Source organism: Psychrobacillus sp. FSL K6-4046, assembly GCF_038624605.1.
Classification (GTDB): Bacteria; Bacillota; Bacilli; order Bacillales_A; family Planococcaceae; genus Psychrobacillus.
Genome location: NZ_CP152020.1, coordinates 1,939,506 through 1,958,945 on the forward strand (window position 1 = coordinate 1,939,506; position 19,440 = coordinate 1,958,945).

At 35.4% G+C, this 19,440-nt stretch carries 20 protein-coding genes; 8 read left to right on the forward strand and 12 right to left on the reverse strand.

All coding sequences use genetic code 11. The annotated features are described in order from the left end of the window. Positions 1-64: 64 nt before the first annotated feature. A complete protein-coding gene (locus tag MKY09_RS09595) occupies positions 65-574 on the reverse strand; it encodes a hypothetical protein (protein ID WP_342568184.1) in 510 nt (169 codons plus the stop codon). A gap of 259 nt (positions 575-833) precedes the next feature. On the opposite strand from MKY09_RS09595, the gene MKY09_RS09600 reads away from it, so the two are divergent. From MKY09_RS09600 to MKY09_RS09625, 6 genes are all read left to right on the forward strand, one after another. Continuing rightward, positions 834-1,514, forward strand: a complete 681-nt coding sequence (locus tag MKY09_RS09600; RefSeq protein ID WP_298467451.1) for a response regulator transcription factor — start codon at positions 834-836, stop codon at positions 1,512-1,514. Between the two features lie 11 nt (positions 1,515-1,525). Next, positions 1,526-3,256, forward strand: a complete 1,731-nt coding sequence (locus MKY09_RS09605) for a sensor histidine kinase (RefSeq protein ID WP_298467449.1) — start codon at positions 1,526-1,528, stop codon at positions 3,254-3,256. Beyond that, a complete protein-coding gene (locus MKY09_RS09610; protein WP_342568185.1) occupies positions 3,249-3,761 on the forward strand; it encodes a hypothetical protein in 513 nt (170 codons plus the stop codon). The genes MKY09_RS09605 and MKY09_RS09610 overlap by 8 nt, the downstream gene beginning before the upstream one ends. A 123-nt stretch (positions 3,762-3,884) precedes the next feature. Then, positions 3,885-5,117, forward strand: coding sequence for a transglycosylase SLT domain-containing protein (locus MKY09_RS09615; RefSeq protein WP_298467447.1), 1,233 nt, complete (start codon positions 3,885-3,887; stop codon positions 5,115-5,117). 180 nt (positions 5,118-5,297) lie between these two features. Beyond that, positions 5,298-5,873 (forward strand): lipoprotein BA_5634 family protein, encoded by a 576-nt coding sequence (locus tag MKY09_RS09620; RefSeq protein ID WP_251553122.1) that lies wholly within the window; start codon positions 5,298-5,300, stop codon positions 5,871-5,873. 223 nt (positions 5,874-6,096) lie between these two features. Continuing rightward, on the forward strand, positions 6,097-6,969 hold the full coding sequence (locus tag MKY09_RS09625; RefSeq protein ID WP_342566578.1) for a DMT family transporter: 873 nt from the start codon (positions 6,097-6,099) through the stop codon (positions 6,967-6,969). 442 nt (positions 6,970-7,411) lie between these two features. Here the strand turns inward: MKY09_RS09625 and MKY09_RS09630 are convergent, their stop codons facing one another. Next, positions 7,412-7,822 (reverse strand): hypothetical protein, encoded by a 411-nt coding sequence (locus MKY09_RS09630; protein WP_342566579.1) that lies wholly within the window; start codon positions 7,820-7,822, stop codon positions 7,412-7,414. Between the two features lie 1,473 nt (positions 7,823-9,295). After that, positions 9,296-9,781: a tetratricopeptide repeat protein gene (locus MKY09_RS09635; RefSeq protein WP_251553128.1), complete on the reverse strand. Its 486-nt coding sequence runs from the start codon at positions 9,779-9,781 to the stop codon at positions 9,296-9,298. 293 nt (positions 9,782-10,074) lie between these two features. Here MKY09_RS09635 and MKY09_RS09640 point away from each other — a divergent pair, with 293 nt between their 5' ends. Continuing rightward, on the forward strand, positions 10,075-10,797 hold the full coding sequence (locus MKY09_RS09640) for a MerR family transcriptional regulator (protein WP_298467438.1): 723 nt from the start codon (positions 10,075-10,077) through the stop codon (positions 10,795-10,797). On the opposite strand, the gene MKY09_RS09645 is transcribed toward MKY09_RS09640, so the two are convergent. From MKY09_RS09645 to MKY09_RS09660, 4 genes are all read right to left on the reverse strand, one after another. Continuing rightward, positions 10,789-12,420 carry a UvrD-helicase domain-containing protein gene (locus MKY09_RS09645; protein WP_342566580.1) on the reverse strand — a complete coding sequence of 544 codons (1,632 nt, stop codon included), beginning with the start codon at positions 12,418-12,420 and terminating at the stop codon, positions 10,789-10,791. The two genes, MKY09_RS09640 and MKY09_RS09645, sit on opposite strands and share 9 nt — an antisense overlap. 72 nt (positions 12,421-12,492) lie before the next feature. Continuing rightward, positions 12,493-12,810, reverse strand: coding sequence for a hypothetical protein (locus MKY09_RS09650; protein ID WP_342566581.1), 318 nt, complete (start codon positions 12,808-12,810; stop codon positions 12,493-12,495). 279 nt (positions 12,811-13,089) lie between these two features. Then, positions 13,090-14,541, reverse strand: a complete 1,452-nt coding sequence (locus MKY09_RS09655) for a carbon starvation CstA family protein (protein ID WP_342566582.1) — start codon at positions 14,539-14,541, stop codon at positions 13,090-13,092. A 616-nt stretch (positions 14,542-15,157) separates the two neighbouring features. Next, on the reverse strand, positions 15,158-15,649 hold the full coding sequence (locus MKY09_RS09660) for an RDD family protein (RefSeq protein ID WP_342566583.1): 492 nt from the start codon (positions 15,647-15,649) through the stop codon (positions 15,158-15,160). 158 nt (positions 15,650-15,807) lie between these two features. Between MKY09_RS09660 and MKY09_RS09665 the strand changes: the two genes are divergently transcribed. Continuing rightward, a complete protein-coding gene (locus MKY09_RS09665) occupies positions 15,808-16,215 on the forward strand; it encodes a DUF2809 domain-containing protein (RefSeq protein WP_298467426.1) in 408 nt (135 codons plus the stop codon). Between the two features lie 13 nt (positions 16,216-16,228). Here MKY09_RS09665 and MKY09_RS09670 read toward each other — a convergent pair whose 3' ends face one another. From MKY09_RS09670 to MKY09_RS09690, 5 genes are all read right to left on the reverse strand, one after another. Then, a complete protein-coding gene (locus MKY09_RS09670; protein ID WP_298467424.1) occupies positions 16,229-16,696 on the reverse strand; it encodes a GNAT family N-acetyltransferase in 468 nt (155 codons plus the stop codon). 183 nt (positions 16,697-16,879) lie between these two features. Continuing rightward, positions 16,880-16,975, reverse strand: coding sequence for a putative holin-like toxin (locus MKY09_RS09675; protein WP_222123056.1), 96 nt, complete (start codon positions 16,973-16,975; stop codon positions 16,880-16,882). 123 nt (positions 16,976-17,098) lie between these two features. After that, positions 17,099-17,605: an N-acetyltransferase family protein gene (locus MKY09_RS09680; protein ID WP_342566584.1), complete on the reverse strand. Its 507-nt coding sequence runs from the start codon at positions 17,603-17,605 to the stop codon at positions 17,099-17,101. Positions 17,606-17,729: 124 nt separating this feature from the next. Continuing rightward, positions 17,730-18,836: a CopD family protein gene (locus MKY09_RS09685; protein WP_342566585.1), complete on the reverse strand. Its 1,107-nt coding sequence runs from the start codon at positions 18,834-18,836 to the stop codon at positions 17,730-17,732. After that, on the reverse strand, positions 18,833-19,369 hold the full coding sequence (locus MKY09_RS09690; RefSeq protein WP_342566586.1) for a copper resistance CopC family protein: 537 nt from the start codon (positions 19,367-19,369) through the stop codon (positions 18,833-18,835). Before MKY09_RS09690 ends, MKY09_RS09685 begins: the two co-directional genes overlap by 4 nt. Between the last annotated feature and the right edge of the window lie 71 nt (positions 19,370-19,440).

A 19,440-nucleotide genomic window follows, 5' to 3' on the forward strand; every position in this document is an offset into this window, starting at 1 on the left:
TTAAGTAAAAGGGAAGGAAGATCATCGAAAATGCTTTGTATAAAGGATACAATTACTAGTTTCCTTACCCCTCCACAAAAATAGCAGATAGAACGGCACCAACCGCTTGTATCCAGCTACCCACGGTATTGATCTCTTGATTTTTTTGGCTATTAGGGGGATATCTAACCGCTAAGGCTTGATAAGAAGCCCCTATGACCTGAATAACATCACCTATATTATTTAAAGCATTTTGTATAGATTGGTTTCCTGTGAAATCAATCGTTAATGCTCCACCAACTGCCTCGATCAAATCACCTTGTGAACTTAATACCGAGCTAACATTTTCATTTTCTATAAACTCTGCTTGTAAGGATACCAAGTTTCCAATCGCCTCCAGCTGGCTGCCTACAACGAATAAATAATCCTGATTTTGAGGGATTAGACTACTTCCAATAGCCTGTAATGCCAAACCAATGACATTTAAATCGTTTAGTATCTCATCTGATAAAACGGATGAAGGAGTGCTTCCTATAGCAGATAAAACAGTTCCTATTGCTTCAATCCAAGCACTTATTTGTGATTCAGTCCACATTTTCAATCATTCCAATAACAGTTGATTCGACCCTTTATTAGTATATGTCAGCATCTTTGAGGGAGTTAGACAGTTATTATTATGGAAAACAGACCTTGTGCTAAGGAACTACAAATATAGGAAAATAGGAAGATTTTAACTACTATTATATAATTCTTTTCAAAAATAATATAAAATACACACAAAGTACACATAAGGCCTTTATAGTGAGCCTTAGGGGTGATGACTAAGATTGAGGGAGAAATGGGTGTCTTAAACTATGAAACTAAAGGTATTGTTGATTGAGGATGACATGTTGATGAGGGAATTTATAACAGACTATTTCAAAAGGGATAATTGGGAAATTTATGAAGCAGATGACGGAAAAGCAGGGATTGAATGTTTCAATCAAACAAACTTTGACTTAGTTATTTTAGATATCATGTTGCCTAAAATGGATGGATGGTCTGTATGCAAGTACATTCGTGAAAAATCGGAGGTACCTATCATAATTATTACCGCAAAATCAGAAGACGATGATCAAATCTTGGGATTTGAGCTAGGTGCAGATGAGTATGTTACTAAGCCTCTAAGTCCAAGGGTATTGGTAGCCCGTGCCAATGCATTGATAAAAAGAAGGGAAGGTATTGTCGTACAGGATGGAGAGACGGAGATTTACGGGAATATACGTATTAATCGATCGGCACATACCGTTTCGGTTGCTCACGAAAAGATACTTCTCTCACCAAAAGAGTATGATTTGTTCATCTTTCTTATCAAGCATTATGGCAAGGTATTACACCGAGAATATATTTTAAACGCTGTATGGGGGTATGACTATATGGGAGATTTACGCACCGTAGATACACATATAAAAAAGTTAAGAGCGAAGCTTGGAGTAGAAGGGAAATATATTTATACCGTTATACGATCTGGCTATAAATTTGAAGTGGAATCATGAGAAGAAATAGTGTGGTTTTTAAACTGTTTATTGTAACAACTACTCTTATTTTAATTGTTTTTTCTTTTATCATGCTAGCTGAAGTGTTCTTTTTCGAAAAGTTCTACCATTCGTCAAAGGTACAAACATTAGAAGAGAATATGATTTATTTAAAAGATCAAATCAATAAAGAGGAACTAAATGAACAACAAATAAACGAGCAAATTGCTTCCTTAATGAATCAAAAAGATGCAACAATTTCTATACTAAATGAATACTTTAACCACATCCCAATAGAACCATATTATATCGAGCTAAACGTTGACCAAACCTTGATCTCTATTCGAATTCCCAATGAGGGGATGGAGGTGGGATCACTTCCACAAGAACTCGAGATTGGCAATACATTAGTTATAGATGGAATTTTCATAGATGAAAAAAATAAAATTTTACAGCCAGTTGAGATTAACCCTCCTCAATTTAGGGACGTCCAAATGGGACTGTCAAGAGTGCATGGAAAGGTAACTGATTTTCTACTACCAGAACAAAGGTCATACAACCCTCTCTATCAAGACACTCTCATCGATGAAGTCTTAAATGATTGGATACCTAATTCTCGAGAATTATCACTTTTGAAAGATGGATCTGTCGTACAAAGACAATGGCAGGACAAATGGAGTGGAGTAAATTACATTGTCTTAACATCCGCACTAGAGGATCAGGACAGGTATTTAATGGTTATGGCTTCTTTACAGCCTGTTGGAGAGGCCGTCGAGGTACTTCAACAATACTTTATCTTAATAGCTCCTATTGTTATTGCTCTGGTTATTATCCTGTCTATGATTTACTCTAGGATTGTTTCAAGACCGATAAGAATGTTAAGCCGTTCTGCAACGCGCTTAGCTAAACTCGACTTTTCTGAGCAAATAGAAATCCGTTCCAAGGATGAATTTGGTGGGCTTGCGCGAGACATGAATTCCTTATCGAATAATTTACAAGCAGCTTTAAATGATTTAACACTTGCAAATGGGAAACTACAAGGGGAAATAAAAGAGAAACAGCAGGCTGAGAAACTTCGCAAACAGTTAATTGCAAACCTCTCTCATGAGCTGAAAACCCCTCTTGGAATTATAAAAGGCTTCGCTGAAGGCTTGCAGGATAATATAGCTAAAGAAAAAAGCGAACGGTATCTATCTCTGATCGTTAGTGAAACAGATCGGATGAATGCCTTAATTTTAGATATGCTAGAGCTTTCGAAATATGAGGCAAAGGCTATCCGCTTACAGATGGAAAACTTCTCTTTAACCGATTTAATAGAGAATGTAGCTGAATCTTTTTCTCAGCAGTTGGAGAGCAAGCGATTATTACTCAGCTATGACTTTGAAGCTGATCAAATATTAGTTAAAGCAGATTACAGAAGAATTGAACAGGTTATCTTGAATCTTTTGAGCAATGCAATTCGGCATGCTTCCGAGAATACTATAATAACCGTTAGTATTACTCGAACAGAGGTGAGTAAAGTGACAGTAATAATAGAAAATGTTGGCTCATTCATCGCGGAGGAAGAGCTAAGCAATATTTGGGAACAATTCTACCGTATTGAAAACTCACGAAACCGCAAATCCGGTGGTACCGGTTTGGGGCTAGCCATAGTGAAACATATACTCGAGCTTCATCAAAGTGAATATCGAGGGATGAATACAAATCAAGGAGTAGCATTTTCTTTTACATTAAATGAGGATAGGGGAGAACAAGATGAATAAATCTATTTACATTATAGCTATAACGGTACTTTTCTTTACCAGCGGCTGTGGAACACAAATAAATTCTACTACATCTGACAAGTCGGAAGATAGTCAAAATGAATCAACAGCAGCAAAAGGAACATCGGATAACGAAAAAGAAACTAAAACTGAAGACAATAAACTGAAACAAGTGACGGACGAGGAGATTTTAATTGTTATTGACCAAACAGCTAAACCAATTGAAGGGAATAGCTTTGACTTTGTCATAAAAGAAGTACCAGAGGGATTCTCCTTAACAGAAATGCAGTGGATTTCAAATAAAAGTCAAGTTATTAATACTGTTCAAGAAGCCATTGAACATGGAGCTAGCGGAGAAAAAGGGTTCTATATTAGTGGAAACGGCGAGTATTCCGGGTTCTTCTATTCTGATGCTATGAAAGGCGAGGAAGGTCAGGTTAAATTTATTTTCAAGGATGACCAGGGAAATGAGTTAACTTGGGAAAAAACTCTAACTTTATATTAATATCTGTATCTGATTATCTTTTTTTCTAAATCCACCTTTTGTAATTAATAAAGCTCATCTTTAATATTTTATGGTAAAATATACTAATAAATATAAAATATTCAATGAATGGAGTATTTATTAATGAAAATATCTAGAATCATTGCGGGCCATATAACTTGTTTGGTACTACTAGTTGGAATATATGATACAGCTTCAGCCGAGCCGACATGGGAAGCTAAATGTTCTTCATATGGAGATATTAAGCAAAATCAAAATCCATCATATCAACATATGAATTGCCTACTTACAAATGCAGCTTTAGATGCTAATATTCCTCCGGAGGTTGTGAAAGCTGTGGCGTCCAAAGAAAATGGTGGATGGAAACAATTTAATGAAAATGGACAACCAATCGTTTCAACGGACCAAGGGATAGGTATTATGCAGATAACTAATCAGGCAGCTTATGACCAAGAACGATTAAAATACCATGTCACCTACAATATTCAGGCTGGTGTGGAAATCCTTAAGAGTATGTATCAACGTAATGATCTACCGAAAATAAAAGGAGCAGGACCAGAAATTATCGAGAGCTGGTATTTTCCAGTCATGGCTTATAACGGTATAAAACCAGCTAATAGCCCTGTTTATAAATCCAATGGTTTAAATAATACCGAGGCATATCAGGAGAAGGTCTTTTCTTTTATCGAAAAGGACAGTTACTTGAACAATTCTAAATTAGGAAAGCTAGACTTCCGTTCAGAGGACTTTGAATATGATACTAGCAGCACCGAAAACATAGTTTTTAAGAAGAAAGAGTACACATTTACGAGTCCTATGCATGCTTCCTCGTATCATTTCCAAAAAGGAGACAAGGTTAGTGTAGCTCAAGACAATGTAAGGCTAAGATCGCAACCCAGCACTTCATCTGCTTCAACTACTTTAGGTAAGAATACGACCTTAATTATTGAAGGAACATTTTTATATGACCAGTCACTAACGAGCATAAATCAATTTGTATGGTATCCAGTTAGAACAGAAGACAAAAAACATGTTGGTTTTATATCCTCTGCTTACATTAACAAAAAAACGAATACTCAACCTGTTAAAAAGGTAATGTGGGGGAAAACTGAACTTAAACTAGGACAAATAGGTAAAGTTACTATCCTATCGAATACAAACCTAGTAAAAATGGATAGCAACGGTTCATTGACGACTGTCCGTACGCTTAAAAAAGGCGAAGAATACCGCGTATATAATTACAAGAGCAACAATGGCGGATTATATGGCGTAGGCGGGGGGAGCTACATCCAGAAGTCCTCCAATATAAAATACGAAACGCCATCTAAAAGCAAGCTAGCGTTACTGGGACAATAAAAAGTATTCATTTTAAACCATTCTACGACTTGAAGTAGAATGGTTCTTTTTTGTTTAATTGGAAATCCAAGGTTGCAATAATGTAATGTGAACGTCATCTAAAGCGAAGGCTCTTTGTAAAAATCTCCCCTATAATAGGGTTATAGCAAGGAAGATTAAAAAACAAAGGGGCTAAAAAAAATGAAAAAATTACTAATTATATTTCTTACTACCGTTATAGCAACAACCGTATTAACAGGGTGCAATCTTTTGGCAAAAGCTAATGGGGTCATTCTGTATGGCGAACAACAAGATATTATAGATTCTGTAGAGCGTGATAAAAAAGAAATAATCGAAGAAGAACAGTTCACTATTAAAATGATAGAGCAAGGTCAACAAAAGGTAATGGTTCTAACGGAAGAAACAGCAAAAGAACTTGTAAGCAAACAATTAATCCGAGAAATAACTAACCAAGAAAAAGGAAAAACAAAAGTAGCTAAGTCTCTTTCGAAAGTTTCAGAAGGTGAGGGATTACTTTTCGCAAAGCAAAAGGTGGAAAAACTGGATGCTATGGAAAACGTAAAATATGAAGGTAATTTAATCATTGGTGAAGGTAGAGCATACACAGATATGTTCCTAATCGTCACTAATGCAGATTATGATGCAATAGAAGGTACGGAAAAAACGATGGCTGTACTTAAATATGATAAAGATCCGAGTGCTGATGGATTGAAATATGATGTAGAAAAAACTCAGCTAGTTAGAATAGAAAACTAATACAGTAAGGACTGTCTATTATAGGCAGTCCTATTTTATTTTCTAAGATTTTGAGAATCTACGCTTATTGTAATTACTTTGAGATAGTTTATAACAAAAATTAAAAAAATTTTTATTGTCTAGTTGATATTGTGAAAAAGTAATAATATGATTCTTATATTGATTAAATTGAAAAAAGATTATATCTTAATGTTCTTGCTATGTATTAGAGAGAAGGTTCAGCATGAAGAAGTATAAAGGTGAATTATTAATGATTATTACCGCTGTTATGTGGGGGAGCGGATTTGTTGGAATGTCAGTAGGCTTAGAACATTGGAGTGTAATGCAATTAATGGCGCTTCGTTTTACATTAGCAACAGTTCTATTAGCCATTATTTTCTCTAAAAAACTAAAACTAATTTCTAAAAGTGTTTTCTGGAAAGGCTCTATATTAGGTGCTATTCTATTTATTGCGTTTTCATTACAAACACTAGGGCTTGAGTATACAACTCCCTCAAAAAATGCCTTTTTAACAGCTATTAATGTGATCATTGTACCTATTATTGCTTACATCATTTATAAACGTCGATTTGACCACTTTGAGATTTTGGCAGCTATCATCGCGATTGTAGGTATTGGATTTTTATCTCTACAAGATTCATTTACAATTAATGTCGGAGATATGTTATCAATTCTGTGTGCATTCGCGTTTGCATTTGATATTTTTTATACGAATATCTTCGTAAAAAAAGAAGATGCACTAGCATTAACAATTGTCCAATTCTTCGTAGCTTCGATTTTTAGTTGGATTGGTGTTCTTATACTTGGAGAAATTCCTACTTCAGCAAGTGTGGAGGGCGTTTTAACAATAATATATCTAGCTGTTTTTTGTACTTTAATTGCTTATGTATGTCAAAATATTGGAATGCAGTATGCAGATCCAACAAAATCTGCGTTAATTCTGTCGACAGAGTCCTTATTTGGAACATTTTTCTCGGTATTATTATTAGGTGAAATTTTAACAGGGAGAATGATTTTTGGAAGCTGCTTGATATTTACCGCTATTATTATCGCGGAAGTGAAACCATCCTTTAAAAAGTCTATAATAAACGCTTAACAACAAAACTGGGCTTACATATTATCTGGAGTCTGGTTTTTTGTTTCTATGGTGTAAAAGCCTAATTATAAACAAGTCTGATTTTTACCCAAAAGATCTACAATTTTTTGATAAAGGAAGTAATCAAGTCGTTGAAATGCTTAATTTCATCACTCATTTCAACCCAACACGTTCAAAGAGTAACGTTTTATATATTTTAGTATATTAATTGAACTGAGAATACGTAATCGAAAAAAATAGTTTGAACAGAAGGCATGAGGTGTTCTGTGCGAAATCGGCTTTTTAAGTAACAATTCCGATGTGAGTAAGCTAGATACCCTCGCTAAGAGTCAGGCAGCAGGAAGGGCTGTTGCTGAGCGAATCAAGAACTATATCGAAACATTGCCGGAATAATAAATCCAAAAAAGAAGGGGTGTCGGATTTCCGAACTCCTTCTCTTATTCTATCTGGCACCCAAGTATACGTACTCCAGTTGATTGTCCTTGCCGTAATGGAACACGACTAGACTGTTGCTGTCGTATTGAGGGTTGTACATGTAATAGCCTATCTCGGTCATTTCATCGTCTTTGTTAAAGAAACCGATGTGTTTTGATTGTTTGGCCAGTTCGACTTCGAACGGTGCGTTGTTCTCCGGTTCTTTAAGGTGTATCGCTTTGTTTATCACTTCGAACTCGACGGGGAACTCGGCTTTTAGCGTCTCGAAATCCTCAGCTGCAAGTAGATCCATGAAACGTCTCGAAGTTCTGTCGGTTTCCTGTAGGAACGAGCTGTAATCACTCATGATGTCCTTTAACTCTTGGTTCTCTTTTTGTAGTGCCTCGATTTCCTTCTTGTAGTCTGTACCTGCGCCCATATTGTCTTTCTCGTCCGAGCAACCGGCTAAAATAATCGAAAAACGAGTGCTACTGTCAGTAGTTTTTCCAAATATTCCATCCTCCTTTTGTGTCAACACCTGAAATTGTATATTATCATTATTAGGAAAAAGTATTTTATTATATTGAAAACTGGCTTTTAGATTAAAAATATACAAAGAAGAATTTGACTTCCTTCTTTGGTGAATTATCATGGGAACTTTTTACAATTCTTTATGAATGAAAATCTGTTGAAATGATTAAAAATTGAAAGACTAAAGGATACGTTTGCAAATTATAGAGATAATCTTACTATATTAGTAACAAAGGTAACAGATGAAGTTCCAGTAGCTCTAATAAGCTATTTAGCAAGTGAATTCAATTGTGTACTGTAAGTATTGCTTTAATGACTACTCAATTAGTTATTTGTAGAGGAGAAGAAAGATCTGCGATTAGAATGACTTTTTAAGTGAAGTGATCGCAAATTAAACAGCAAAACTATATTTAATCATTTAAATTAACACCACTAAAAAGGGATAAAATAATATTTCTAACATAAAAAACTGAATTAATATTTGAAAAAGGAGTGTCTGGATATTATTGTACGAAGTGACGGTAGATTCTTGTTCATGTACATATACGGGAAGGTAAGTGATTGGTTATTGCTATTACTAAAAATATTTTAGTTTACATAATATAAATTATACGGAGTTACGTTTCATTACATAAGTATACTTGAAACAGTGAGATATTTGAGAAAAACGTGCTTTTTTTGGTTTGTTTATAAAATTACATTAGATTTATTGGTAGCATTAAAATTTATATTTTTTCTTCTTAATGTTTGTTTGCAATTCTTAGCCTTACTTTCGATTTTAATTCCTTCTTATATATTCCTTCTTTTAATAGTTCAATTTATCTTACAATATTCCGTTAGAATTTTTGATCATCCAGATCTACAAATATTCTTTCTCTTTATATCTGTATCACAGAAAAAATTTTGCCTTCTGAAGTTTTCAACATCTTCCTCTTAAATGGAAAATGTTATATGTGTATACGACGAGTTAATGTGTCCTTTGTCAAATATTCATGTCAGCTAGTCGGATAGTTATACTGGTAATTAGTAAGCAAACTTTTTCTATTAGAACACTATAATAAACTCATTTCGCCTATGCTCCCTCTTCGTAGACAGTAGACACCTATTGTTCTAAAGGGATTTAGTAGAAGAATTATTCCCTATTATAAGCGTTATAGATTTACGAAATAAGCCTATACGGGCTTATTCTAGCGCCATTCTTCATCCAAAACTTCCAATAAACATAAACAGAACACTTGTTTCCATCCCGTAAAATTCATCATTTTGGATAAAAAACGCCTGCTATTTTCCAACAGATTTTTCATTTTTATCTAATAGCTAGATAAAGCATACTTATAAAGTACCTCAATAATTCCAATTACTTCTTCATCGAAATATTTGTTCATTTCCAAGTCTGATCTAACTTGTTTGAATAAAATTCAATCGCCTTTTTATAGCTTTGAATATGTTCATCATTCGACGTCTCCATTATATTTTTCAGTAAAAGTTCCATCGCTTGCTGATGGCTCTCTAAATTGTAAAGAGTCATCGCTAAAAAAACTTGCATGGCTCTATTAGTTGGAAATTGTTTTAGCCCCTGCTCCAAGGTTTTTTGGGACTTATCATACTCTCCCAGAGTTCTATATGTGCTTCCAAGGCCAATAAATGCCCCTTCCTGGTCTTTTTCAGGTAAACCTAGGCTAATTGCTGTCTCATAAAACGGAACGGCCTGTGACTCGTCTCCTAGTGTGTCAAAGCTCCAGGCACATTGATAGTTAATATAAGCATCTTGAGGAAATTCTTTGACCAATTGAAGAAAAATACGGTTCGATTCTAATAATTGGCCCTCTTTTCTTAAATGTAATGCTTGTTCTATCATTTTTTCCATCGTAACTCACCTTCCACTTTTAAAAGATACTAACCTTTATATAAAGAATACAATAGCTTGGCAATTTCAGACAATAGGTTACTTGCTGCTCACTCAGTCTCTGCTATCTAGAGAATCTGCTCCTATACGTTACTAATGCTCATCCGTTAAAAGCCTTTTTAGATCGTGCTGTTCTTTATCCATAAATCTATGAAAATGTACGCAACTTACCTATACTGTATTAAAATTATTATGTTACGTTTAATGTGGATGTACGTACTTATACTACCTAAAGATAGAAAGGGCGATCTTATATGAGAACAAGTGAGATTGCTAAAAAAGCGCAAATTCATCCAAATACCGTTCGTCTCTACGAGGAGTGGAAGTTTATCTCTCCCGTTCCTAGAAAAGAAAATGGCTACCGGGAATATAGTGAGATTCATTTACGACAACTATATATTGCTCGGCTTGCCTTTAAACAAGAGTTTATCCAAAATAATTTACGTAAGAAGGCTACCGAAATTGTTTTACTTAGCGGAAAGGAATTGTTTCATAAAAGTTTGCTGTCTGCCAAAGCCTATCTAAGCTTCTTACATTCGGAATACGACTATATGACGAAGGCTATTCAGTCGGTGGATAAATTGCTTCATGAGGAAACAACAAATTTGCCCATTTTCACACATAAAGAGACTTGCAAACAACTGCAATTAACAGAGGAAACGGTTCGAAACTGGGAGCGGAACGGTTTATTTGCAGTTTCTCGAAGTGCACAAAATCGTCGTCAGTATGCGGCTTCAGATATGCAAAAGCTATTGATCATTCGTACATTACGTAGCGCCCATTTCTCTATCGCAAGTATCCTTCACCTTTTTGAAGAAATTGAATCGGTAAACCATGTAACAGATATTCAATCCCTTTTGAGCTCTGCTAAATTTAAAGATGAATTTTACCATGTAACCGATGAACTGGAAGTAAACCTAAAAAAAGCAATGAATAACGTTAAGTTAATCATTGCGATTTTAGAAAAGCTACAATAATGGAGATTTGTTGTTTGCATCGATGAACATTGTTAATTGGTGCATTGCTCTTGTAGTGGCTATATAAAGTAAGCCTTGGTCATATGACGTATGGTAGTTAAACTCATCTACAAAGGGAACCAAAACTGCATCAAATTCTAAGCCCTTTGCATACTGGATGGTTGTGACAAGAAGGCCAGCTTCAAATTTTTCTGTTTGTCCATCTAAAACATGAAATGGAACGGTTAAGCTGCTTATAAGCCTATTTAAATCGTTTTCTGTCTTACAAATGATAGCAGTTGTTTTATAATCATTTTGAATCATTTGATGAATCATCGCTATCATCTCATCAAAAGTCTCATAAATCATTTCTTCTGGCTCTTCCCCGTGACGAGCAATTGGATGAATATCACCGGTTCGCATAAATTTCTTTGCGTACATGGCTATTTCATAGGAGGATCGATAAGTTGTCGTCAATTCTACATATTCTACACTAGAGAATATGTTTTCAAAGGATTCCTTGGAAATAGTTTCATATGGCAGTAATGCTTGGCTGAAGTCACCTATTATAGTCCGCTTACAGTTAAACACTTTCGATAGAACTGCATATTGAATTGGCGTATAATCTTGCATTTCATCGAGCACAAAATGTTGTACCAGCTCGAAGGTTTTAATGCCTTTAAAATATAACTGAACGTATAGATACGGATATACGTCATTGAATTCAAACGTCTTTTTTGAGTACTTAAATAAATCTTCTCCTAGTTCCTCTAAGAAATGACGATAGATAACTAATGGAGTCGTGTATAACAATCGTTTTTTTAATCTCTTCACAATCTCATTCTTACTTGGATATGTCCCTTCCCCGTTTCGTTTAGCTTTTAATACCTGAAGAATATCATCAGCCAGCAGCTCTAAACGAGTAGCGACCGGTTCTTTTCGATACTGAAAGAAACGTCCATTTAAATAATCAGCTGTAAATTCTGTATCTGAAATCGATATGGATTCTTTCTTTAATAACTTTGTATCTAAGTCGCTTAAGAATGTGTTTAGTTGTTCCACAAATGAATAATTAGACTTTTTTTTCGCACGTGTAGCTAGCTCTCCAGAAGGGTCCATTATAATTGCTCGCGTTTCCTGCTCATAGGAAGTGAACGTGACAGCCGGCGGCAATAAGCTTTCCGTCAGATCATCAATAGTAAAGGAACGGATAGGCTGCTCACCTAGCTCTGGCAATACGGACGAGATATAGTCCCCAAATACTTTATTTGGAGACAGTATGAAAATTCGATCTGCACGTAGGGTATCTCTATATTTATAAAGGTAATAAGCTATACGGTGTAATGCAACTGCAGTTTTCCCTGACCCAGCAACCCCTTGTATAATGACGTTATAGGCTGATTCATTACGCACAATCTTGTTTTGCTCTTTTTGAATGGAAGTGACGATTGTTTTCATCTTCTCGCTAGCATGTTGATTGAGTGTTTGTTGTAGAACCTCATCTTGAATCGTCAATGAGCTTTCTACGACATATTTAATCTGTGAGTTTTCGATTTTGATTTGACGTTTGCCTATGAGTTCTCCTTCAAAACATCTTCTCATGGCTTCGTAGTAAGCTTTCCCTAGCTCAAATTCATAATACATATTACAAATAGGGGCACGCCAGTCATAGATAAGCGAAGTACCTTCTTCATCTCTAAAACCAAATCGCCCAATTTAAAAGGTTTCCGCATCGTCCTGTTCTTCACCATTATAGACAAAATCAAATCGACCGAAATAAGGTGACTCAATCAGCTTTTTTATTTGTTCTCTTTCTAATACTTGTGCAAGCCCTTGTTTATCAATCATATTTAGCGTCTGTTGATAATCATACACTTCAAATTTATCGAGCTCATTTTTATACTCAATCGTATATTTTTGTAATTCTTTATAGTTTTGATCCTGATTATTTATATCTTCAGATAGACGTTGATAAGCTTCTTCAAGGTCAGCTTCAATCTTTTCAAAATATGTTATCTCTTTTTTATCCATCATTGTTTGCCCTCCCTTTAAACACCAAAGCCAATTCTAACAATTATTATTTCGCTGGGGTTATAATGGAGGGTTTGACCACAAGAAAAGCGCAAGCGCCTGTCACTGCCCAGACAGGCAAATGGGAAAATGCGAGGAGGCAGTTCCTCAGCCACCGCAGTATTTTCCTATTTGACCCCGAGGGGCAAGGCGGTGGAGCTAGACATCAATTTATTACAGGTTAAGAATTTTATAATTTAAACCATAAAAAAAGACGGGCAGCGAACTACCCATCTCGTTTGTTTAAGGAACTGGTACTCCCTTTGTTTCCACTAAATCAACTTGTAAGCCTTCTTTTTTATTTTTCTTCGCCTTCATAAAGAAGAGTACAGTAATAATTACCGTAAAGATTAGAGCACCAATATGTGCTGTTCCGTAAGCTAATCCAAACCCAAGCTTTGCGTCATTTAGTATATAGACTGCTATCATGTCGGTAATAAAAAGTGCAGGAATTAAGCTGACATAGTAATTCTTCCCTTTTACCATTAGATACATCGTAGCAATCCATAAAGCTAGTGCAGATGTTCCTTGGTTTGCAAAAGAGAAATATCTCCATAAAATATTAAAATCTATTTTCGTTAATAGGAATGAAATTGCAAACAATGGTATCGCGATTGCAAGACGTTTAGTTAATTTTGCTTGATTGATATTTAAATAATCAGCAATAATCGAACGGGCTGCACGGAATGCTGTGTCCCCTGATGTGATCGGTAGTACAATTACACCTAATACAGCAATTGTTCCACCTACTGCTCCTAGTAAGGTCATAGATACCTCTTTAACTACTAAAGAAGCAGTACCCTCATTGATTAATCCTTGTAACCCTTGCCCATCGAACATGCTCATTGCAGCAGCAGCCCAAATCATTGCGATAACTGCTTCGGTAATCATCATTCCGTAAAAAATATACCGTCCCTGACTCTCATTTTGAGTAGTCCTAGAAATAATCGGAGATTGTGTTGCGTGAAAGCCAGATAAAGCTCCACAAGTAATCGTTAAGAATAGGATTGGGAATATAGGTAGCCCTGCTGGGTGCATATTCGTTAAAGTCAATTCAGGAATTGTATAATCAGAGAACATTAATGCTCCGCCAACTCCAAGTGTCCCGATTAATAAAACTGCACCGAAGATTGGGTAAAAGCGACCAATGATTTTGTCAATTGGTAATACTGTGGATAAGAAATAATAAATAAAGATAGCTGCAATAATATAACCTAGTGCTATTCTATTATCCAGGAGTGCGCTAAATAAGGAAGCTGGTGTAGTAACAAACACAGTACCAACTAGTAATAGCAATAAAAGTGCAAAAACATTTACTAAGTGTTTGGAAAACTTTCCTAGGAATTTCCCCGCAAGTTCAGGAATATGTGCTCCACGGTTCCGAATGGAAATCATGCCTGTTAAATAATCATGTACTGCTCCAGCAAAAATAGCTCCTACGACAATCCAGATAAAGGCAACAGGTCCATATAAAGCTCCCATGATCGGTCCGAAGATTGGTCCTGTCCCGGCTATGTTTAGTAATTGTATTAAAGCGTTTTTATTCTTGCTCATAGGTACATAATCTACCCCGTCTTGATTAGCATAGGCGGGTGTCATTCTGTCTTCTTTGGGACCAAATATTTTTTCAATAAACTTCCCGTACGTAAAATAAGCAATCACAAGGATCACAATTGCAATTAAAAAGGTAAACATGTTTTTCCCCCTCTATAATTATTTTTCAATTTTAAATTTAAAACCTATATTTCTCAGTCGAAACATTATTCAAAAATCCTTTTATTATGTAACCGTTTTCTTGTATTTATATTTATCTTCTAAAGTAGTTATTCCTTTTTATATAATTATAATTTCTTATTATCTAACCCGTGAGGAACTCTGATGAACCCGCAATTTATTAATTATATTGCACACACAATCTCAGAAAAAGATTAATACACTTTATTGATAGATCACTTTCTTGGCTATGTACGTGACCAAATTATTGAAAAGACAGCATTTCCATTTCACAGCACAAATTAACGTTTAATGTATTAATGAACGTCTATATTAGGATCACGTTGATCTCTATGACGTCTATGAAAAAATCTCCATAAGTAATAGATGATCCAGGCAATAAAAATTATCACTTGTGGAATGTAAGTGTATTTAGGATTAATAAATAATAAGGTTATACTGCATGCGACAGCTGTCGGCAATATAATATAAAACCACATCCTAACTTCCTTGTTTTTAAAACTCAAATCAAATCGCTCGCTCATCCGCTCCCCACCATTTCTCTGCATGTATACTAAGAGAATAAGAAATTAATAATCTAAAGACGTATAGTTTCTCTCTCTCCCGTTAATAATTCCTCTTCAGATGAATAATGCATTTTTTTCTTATTACTTGGAACTACTATTGTCCCACCTATTAAATCGTGTATACCTCGCTTGTCTTTGCGAAATATGATCATAAAAAAGCTTACGACGGTAGTTATACCAAAACTTACAACCCCCAATAAGTACCTGCCGACTAGTTCTCTTAATAGCATATTTTGGAAGGTTACCAGTTCTCCATCTACACGAACTATTTTAATGTTGAGCATTTTCTTGCTAGCGGTATAGCCGCTCCAAACGACTGGGAGAATCGTTAAATATAATGCAAAGATTGCGTCCCAATATTTGCTGTCTATAAAACTTCTATCAAAATCACCTTTGACAATGAATGAAATGATAATAGCCAGTAATAAAAAGAGTAAGCTATCCACTAAAAATGCTATAATTCTTCTGGGAGCACTTGCTAGGTTAAATAATATTCTTTCCATAGTTTTTCACTCTCCTTCTCTTCAAGTAATCTTTTATTTAACTCTTTATTCAGACAAATACAATATTAATTATACTATGTAAATCTAAATAAACTATTATTTTGTCAGAAAATATAGGAATTACCATATTTATTACACATTTTTTAGGAGTGTATATTTTGAAGCCAATTATTCATTTACGTATCACGTATTTGGCACTTACTTTGCTCATGATCGTATCTGGACTAGCTTCTAGAAAATATGATTACTTGCTTATAGAAATCGTAGCCGAAAATGCGGGTGACGCTCTTTGGGCAGCCATGGTGTACTTTGGGGCACGATTCATTTTCGTTACTAAACCACCTCTTCTTTCCTTATGCATCAGTTTAATCTTTTGTTTTGGAATTGAATTTAGTCAGTTATATCAAGGTCAGTGGATGAATAGTATTCGAGGAACTACGCTTGGGGCTTTAATATTTGGAAGTGGATTTTTAATCGAAGATCTTTGGAGATATACATTAGGTGTAGGTATAGCATATTTGTTTGATGCTTTATGGAACAAGTTCCCTAAACAAACCACCTCCTAACTAAATACATTTATTAAAATTGAAATATACTTATATGATAATCATCCTCAGGAAAGTCTCCTAAATAATCTAGGTCACAGCTCATATAAAATGACTTAAGCTTGTTATTTCCGGACCAGCAGTCTAAATACATATCTTTTTTGTGTTCCTTAGAAAAAGAACGGCAAAAGTTAATAATGGAGGCACCAAGGTTTTTACCTTGATATTCAGGTAGAATAGCAATTCTTCCTACATAGAGACTGTTTGGGTTAATATGAAGGCTATTTAGTCGAGGGATAGGCGTTATCATAAAAGTTCCCACTATCTCATTATCTAGCTCCATCTTAAAGACTAAGCCTTGCTTTATTTCCTCTTCCACAATGGATGATGGCCACGGATAAGACCATTGCTCAATTCCTTTCCTTAATAGTTTCAGCGTCGTTTTGTCTAGAATATTTATAATGGAAACGAGATCATTTCTTTCAGCCAGTTTCATATTCATTTCATCACTCCCTTTAGATTGATACTAGCATAAAATATTGGTATACTCGTGTTAAGAAATGTATAAAATAAAAAAACCGCTTAGATGTTGGTAGCATCCGAGCGGCAAAATAGACTAGTTCCCTTCAATGGGGATTGGCTCTTAAGGCAAAGTAACCCATCCGAGCGCTAACTCACAGGTGGGTTACTTTTTTTGTGTCATTGAAAGTGCCAAAGTAATTAAAGCAATAATTAGCGAACCAAAGCTAATCATAATTACAAGGGATTCAAATACAGTCAAAAAGGCAGCACCTCCCTCCTGTCTCGCTTTGCCGTGACATAAGGGATCATTGTGCCAACCACCCATGAGATTACTAATCTATTTGATTTCTATTATATCTCATAACTCTCCCATATATAAACTTTAATCCTTTCCTAATGTAGAGCTTCTTCTTTCTAATAATACGACGTCTCTCCAGACACCGTTTAGCTTACCCATTTGTTTGCGCGTACCGACTGTTTTAAACCCATATTTTTTATGTAAGTGAATACTTCCTTCATTTTCTGGAAAGATCATGGATTGAACTGTCCAAAATCCTTGTTCTTCACTTTCTTCGATCAAATGCTTTAAAAGCTTTCCGCCAATCCCCATGCCGGTCGCGGAACCAGATATATAAATGCTTACTTCAGCAACTCCAGAAAAGGCCTCTCGACTTGAAATTGGGCTTAGGGCAACCCAGCCTACGACTTGATCCTCCAACACCGCTACATATCTGCAATTGGCTGTATGGCTAGCATCCCATTCCTCCCATGTAGGAGCCTCCGTTTGAAAGGTTGCGTTTCCGGTTTGAATACCCTCTTTAAAAATCGCGCGCACCTTTTCCCAATCGTTCTCTATCAGTTTCCTGATAGCTATCTCTTTATGAATCATGCCTAATCCCTTCATTTCTCCATGTTTTCTCATATTATACGACAAGTAATTATGAGTTTATATATAAATATAATAAAAAACACTTCTTCAAAGGAGAAATTCCTTGTAAGAAGTGCTTTTTTAGTTAATACGCTATTACGCTAAATGAGATGGCAAACAACGCACATAGGACTAATAAGATACTCATAATAAATGAGAATATTGGTGGCATTTTTTTGATAAAGGAATAGATGCTAATAGCTAAAAAGGCCATAGCTAGAATACCAAAAGAAATACCTTTGTAATTTGCCACAAGCTCCACTGTTAAAGGAACTAAAGAGCCTTCACTAGACGGGAAGATACCGAAGGCTTGTAAAAGTGTTTCATTTCTTAGCAACACATTGTTGTGTGGTGGTTCCTGCTGGCTCATAGCACCTGTTGCTGCAAAGATAAATAATACAATAACAGATTCTAACCGAGTCCAAGGTCGCGGATCTATATTTTCTTTTACACGTAGCTTTCTTTTCATCAAAAATCCATTAATGAATGCATAGCCTATTAAGGGAAGGATAAGTAAATGTTTGATCAGAAGGCTTTGACCATAAGGCTGTATCCATGAATTCGGATATTCCGTGATAGTCATCGAGTATGACATTAACGTAAGACCTGTCACAAAGATAATTGCAAAGCAAAAAACAGCCATTGTATGGAACCAACTTAAAAAGGCCATCCAATTCTCTTTGTTAATAGAAAACCAAGCTACCATTGTTAAAACACCTATCCAAACGATCACAGTCCCAAAATGGATAAAATGAGTGATATAGCCTTGTATACCATAAACAGCGTGTGAGTGAGTAGTCCAGCTCATTGCTGCGACCATCGCAAGCAGTAATCCAATCCCCAAAATAGGATAGGCAGGTGAATTTCTATCGTCAAATAAACAAATAAAGACTGCTAGAAAAATGGTGATCACAATCGATACGATCCAAGCCTTACCTATTTCAAACGTCAATAATACTGATTCTAATACATAGAGAAAACTGTATTCCTCTAGCAAATAAATCATTATATTGAATACTGGCATAAAGGAAAATACTGCTATACCAGCAACTGCAATTAACTTTGCCTTTTTAGAAACTACAATTGTTGGCTTTAGATCTTCTGGGATGAGTGAAAATATAAAGCTCCCCATTAACAATGCAAAGCAGGCATATAGAAAGGCTTCGCTAATGGTTGATAAAAGCATCATCATTTTTTATTTCGCCCATTTATCACCCAGAAACTAGCAGCTAAAACAATTACTAAACCGATAATCATCCATGTAAAGAAACCGTTGGAGGATGAGTCACTTTCCACCTCGTTTGTCTCTACGATAGGAGCAGCCTCTTCAACATCAGTCTTAGCTTCTTCAGTTATCTCCGCTGGATTTTCAACAACAGGAAGATTTACGGTAAATGATAGGTCTCCTTGAATCGGATGTCCATCAGCACCTATGATATTCCATGTTAGTGTATACTCTCCATTATCCATACCTTCTACTGTTCCAGTCATTAGATCATCGACAACAACAATGTCTTTTACCGGAATCTCTTTATTATTTGTTCCTTTTATCTTAAAAGAACTAGTTTGTTCTATCTTAGTTAAAAAAGTAAGTGTTATTTCTTCTATTGGATCTGTGATTGTACTTCCATCCGAAGGATTTGAGCTTTCTAAACCTGTATGAGCAAAAGCTTTCCCTCCAAATAGAAATAAACAGATCGCAATTAAGCTTAATATTTTTTTCATAAGTTTGACCTCCAAAGTAGTATGTATGCTTAAATAAATATAGTGCTCTCTATTACTTATACCACATTCTA

Coding starts and splice junctions, on each gene's coding strand:
- MKY09_RS09650 (WP_342566581.1), bottom strand. CDS start 12,810: ATGATGGATAAAAAAGAGATAACATATTTTGAAAAGATTGAAGCTGAC.
- MKY09_RS09680 (WP_342566584.1), bottom strand. CDS start 17,605: ATGATTCATAAAGAGATAGCTATCAGGAAACTGATAGAGAACGATTGG.
- MKY09_RS09600 (WP_298467451.1), top strand. CDS start 834: ATGAAACTAAAGGTATTGTTGATTGAGGATGACATGTTGATGAGGGAA.
- MKY09_RS09620 (WP_251553122.1), top strand. CDS start 5,298: ATGAAAAAATTACTAATTATATTTCTTACTACCGTTATAGCAACAACC.
- MKY09_RS09635 (WP_251553128.1), bottom strand. CDS start 9,781: ATGGAAAAAATGATAGAACAAGCATTACATTTAAGAAAAGAGGGCCAA.
- MKY09_RS09625 (WP_342566578.1), top strand. CDS start 6,097: ATGAAGAAGTATAAAGGTGAATTATTAATGATTATTACCGCTGTTATG.
- MKY09_RS09615 (WP_298467447.1), top strand. CDS start 3,885: ATGAAAATATCTAGAATCATTGCGGGCCATATAACTTGTTTGGTACTA.
- MKY09_RS09610 (WP_342568185.1), top strand. CDS start 3,249: ATGAATAAATCTATTTACATTATAGCTATAACGGTACTTTTCTTTACC.
- MKY09_RS09660 (WP_342566583.1), bottom strand. CDS start 15,649: ATGGAAAGAATATTATTTAACCTAGCAAGTGCTCCCAGAAGAATTATA.
- MKY09_RS09595 (WP_342568184.1), bottom strand. CDS start 574: ATGTGGACTGAATCACAAATAAGTGCTTGGATTGAAGCAATAGGAACT.
- MKY09_RS09690 (WP_342566586.1), bottom strand. CDS start 19,369: ATGAAAAAAATATTAAGCTTAATTGCGATCTGTTTATTTCTATTTGGA.
- MKY09_RS09685 (WP_342566585.1), bottom strand. CDS start 18,836: ATGATGATGCTTTTATCAACCATTAGCGAAGCCTTTCTATATGCCTGC.
- MKY09_RS09645 (WP_342566580.1), bottom strand. CDS start 12,420: ATGTATTATGAATTTGAGCTAGGGAAAGCTTACTACGAAGCCATGAGA.
- MKY09_RS09630 (WP_342566579.1), bottom strand. CDS start 7,822: ATGGGCGCAGGTACAGACTACAAGAAGGAAATCGAGGCACTACAAAAA.
- MKY09_RS09655 (WP_342566582.1), bottom strand. CDS start 14,541: ATGTTTACCTTTTTAATTGCAATTGTGATCCTTGTGATTGCTTATTTT.
- MKY09_RS09640 (WP_298467438.1), top strand. CDS start 10,075: ATGAGAACAAGTGAGATTGCTAAAAAAGCGCAAATTCATCCAAATACC.
- MKY09_RS09670 (WP_298467424.1), bottom strand. CDS start 16,696: ATGAATATGAAACTGGCTGAAAGAAATGATCTCGTTTCCATTATAAAT.